The following is a 2,029-nucleotide window of genomic DNA, read 5'->3' as shown; positions in this document are numbered from 1 at the left end:
GTCTCCTCGCCGCCGAAGAACAGCAGGGGGTGGAAGCCGCCCGCCTCGAGGTACGCCTCGCGGCGGACGACGGAGGCGCAGGCGAGGAAACCGAGGACCTGGGTTCCGGGCAGATCCCGAGCCACACCGAGCGGGGAGGTGGCGAGGACGTCGTTGAGGGGGTCGGGTCCCTCGGCGAGGCCGACCAGAGTGGCCGCCGAGATCAGGCCGAGGCGTGGATGGGTGTTCATCAGCTTGGCCGCGTGTTCGAGGGCGCCGGGCGCCCACCAGGAGTCGTCGTCGGTGAACGCCACGTACGGGGTGCGCAGGGCGCGCACGCCGTGGGTACGGGCGATCGCGCCCCGGTTGACCGGCAGGGACAGCACCCGGACCGTGGGGAAGTCGTGGGCGAGCCGGGCGCGGGTGTCGTCGGTGGAGGCGTTGTCGACGACGAGGATCTCCGGCTGCTCGGGCAGGTTGAGGAGCCGGCCCAGGGTGCGGGCCAGGCTCGCCGACCGGTTGCGGGTGGCGATGACGATGCCTACGGGCGCTTGGTTCATGGCGTGTCGGGGAGCTGGTCGAGGGCGTGCAGTACGTCGTCGGTGGCGATGCGCAACAGTGCCGGGTCGGGGCGGCGGCCGTGCGGGTCGCCGTCCTGGCCGGGGTGCCACAGCACGCGGTGACGGGGGTCGGGCGGCGGGCCCCAGCGGCTCGGCGGGACCGGACCGAACAGGGTCACCGAGCAGGTGGCGTGGGCGACGGCGAGGTGGGCGATGCCGGTGTCGCCGCTGACGACCGCGGAGGCGTCCGCGACCAGCGCGGAGAGCCACTCGAAGGGAAGGCCGCCGCCGAAGGTGTCGGTGTCGGGCAGCCGTGCCTGCTTGGCGAGGCGGGCCACGAGGTCGTCCTCGCCCGTTCCACCGGTGACCACGACCCGGTGGCCGCGCTCGCGCAGGGCGGTGGCGACCGCTGCGTAGCGGTCGACGGGCCAGCATCGGGAGGGGGCACCGGCGCCCGGGTGCAGTACGACGGCACCTGGCGCTGGGGAGGCGCCCTGTGGGCGGGGCAGCCGCAGGTCGGCCGGGTCGGCGGGGACGCCGTAGAACCCCAGGAAACGGCACCAGCGGTCCCGCTCGTGCTCCTCCGCCCACCAGCGGGGACCGTCGATCTCCGGGGTGTCCGGGTGGGCGAAGGCGAAGAGACGGCGCGGGTGCAGCGTCTGGAGCAGGCGGTGGCTGGGCGGGCCGTTGCCGTGCAGGTCGACGGCGATGTCGGGCGGGGGACCGAGCCAGTTCAGGCCGCGGGGTACGGCGCGGCCGGGGCCGGAAGCGGGCAGCAGCCGGTCGACGGCTCCCGTCGCCGCCGCCACCGGTTCGAGTTCGGCGGGGGCGGCGAGCACCAGCTCGTGGCCGGGAAAAGCATGTCGCAGAGCGCGCAGGGCCGGGATCCCGGCGAGGAGGTCGCCCAGGCCGAGAGCGCGCAGGACGAGCAGGCGAGGGCGCGTCATCGGGCACCCTCCGCCGCCCGGTCCAGGAGCGTGGTCGAGGACCGCCCGGCGAGGTACGGCAGCAGCACCGCCTGCCCGCCCCACTCCTGCAGCAGCGCCGCCTCGGGCAGGTCGGCGCCGGTGTAGTCGCCGCCCTTGACCCAGACGTCGGGCCGCAGCTCGGCGAGCAACTGTTCCGGGGTGCCCTCGTCGAACACGGCCACCGCGTCGACACATTCGAGGGCGAGTAGTACGCGGATCCGGTCGGCGAGTGGGTTCACGGGGCGGCCCTCGCCCTTGCGGCGCTGTACCGACGCGTCCGAGTTGAGGCATACGACGAGGCAGTCGCCGAGCCGCCGGGCGGTCTGGAGCAGGCCTACATGCCCGGCGTGCAGCAGGTCGAAACAGCCGCCGGCGGCCACGACGGTACCGCCGGCGGCCCGCACCCGGGCGATCACATCGTACGAGTCCGGGGCCGCGTCGGGGCCCACGCTCTTCCAGACGCAGTATGGGGAGTTCCTCAGCTGGCTCTACCAGGACCTGGGCAATCCGAAGGCTGCCTCG

General features: G+C 74.4%; 2 protein-coding genes and 1 pseudogene. All 3 read right to left on the bottom strand.

All coding sequences use genetic code 11. The features are described from left to right. Positions 1-539: glycosyltransferase family 2 protein (locus ABZ281_RS47415; RefSeq protein ID WP_356664825.1), on the bottom strand; the 539-nt coding region annotated here is incomplete at its 3' end. Next, complete coding sequence (locus tag ABZ281_RS47410) at positions 536-1,486, bottom strand: glycosyltransferase family 9 protein (protein WP_356664823.1); 951 nt, start codon at positions 1,484-1,486, stop codon at positions 536-538. The genes ABZ281_RS47415 and ABZ281_RS47410, both read right to left, overlap by 4 nt. After that, positions 1,483-1,935: pseudogene (gene rfaE2 / locus ABZ281_RS47405) on the bottom strand (D-glycero-beta-D-manno-heptose 1-phosphate adenylyltransferase); the annotation flags it as partial. The gene ABZ281_RS47410 and the pseudogene rfaE2, both read right to left, overlap by 4 nt. Positions 1,936-2,029 lie beyond the last annotated feature (94 nt).

This window comes from Streptomyces sp. NPDC006265, assembly GCF_040613555.1.
Taxonomy (GTDB): Bacteria; Actinomycetota; Actinomycetes; order Streptomycetales; family Streptomycetaceae; genus Streptomyces.
The sequence above is the reverse complement of the archived record's forward strand: the minus strand, read 5'-3'. Positions and strand labels throughout refer to the sequence as shown.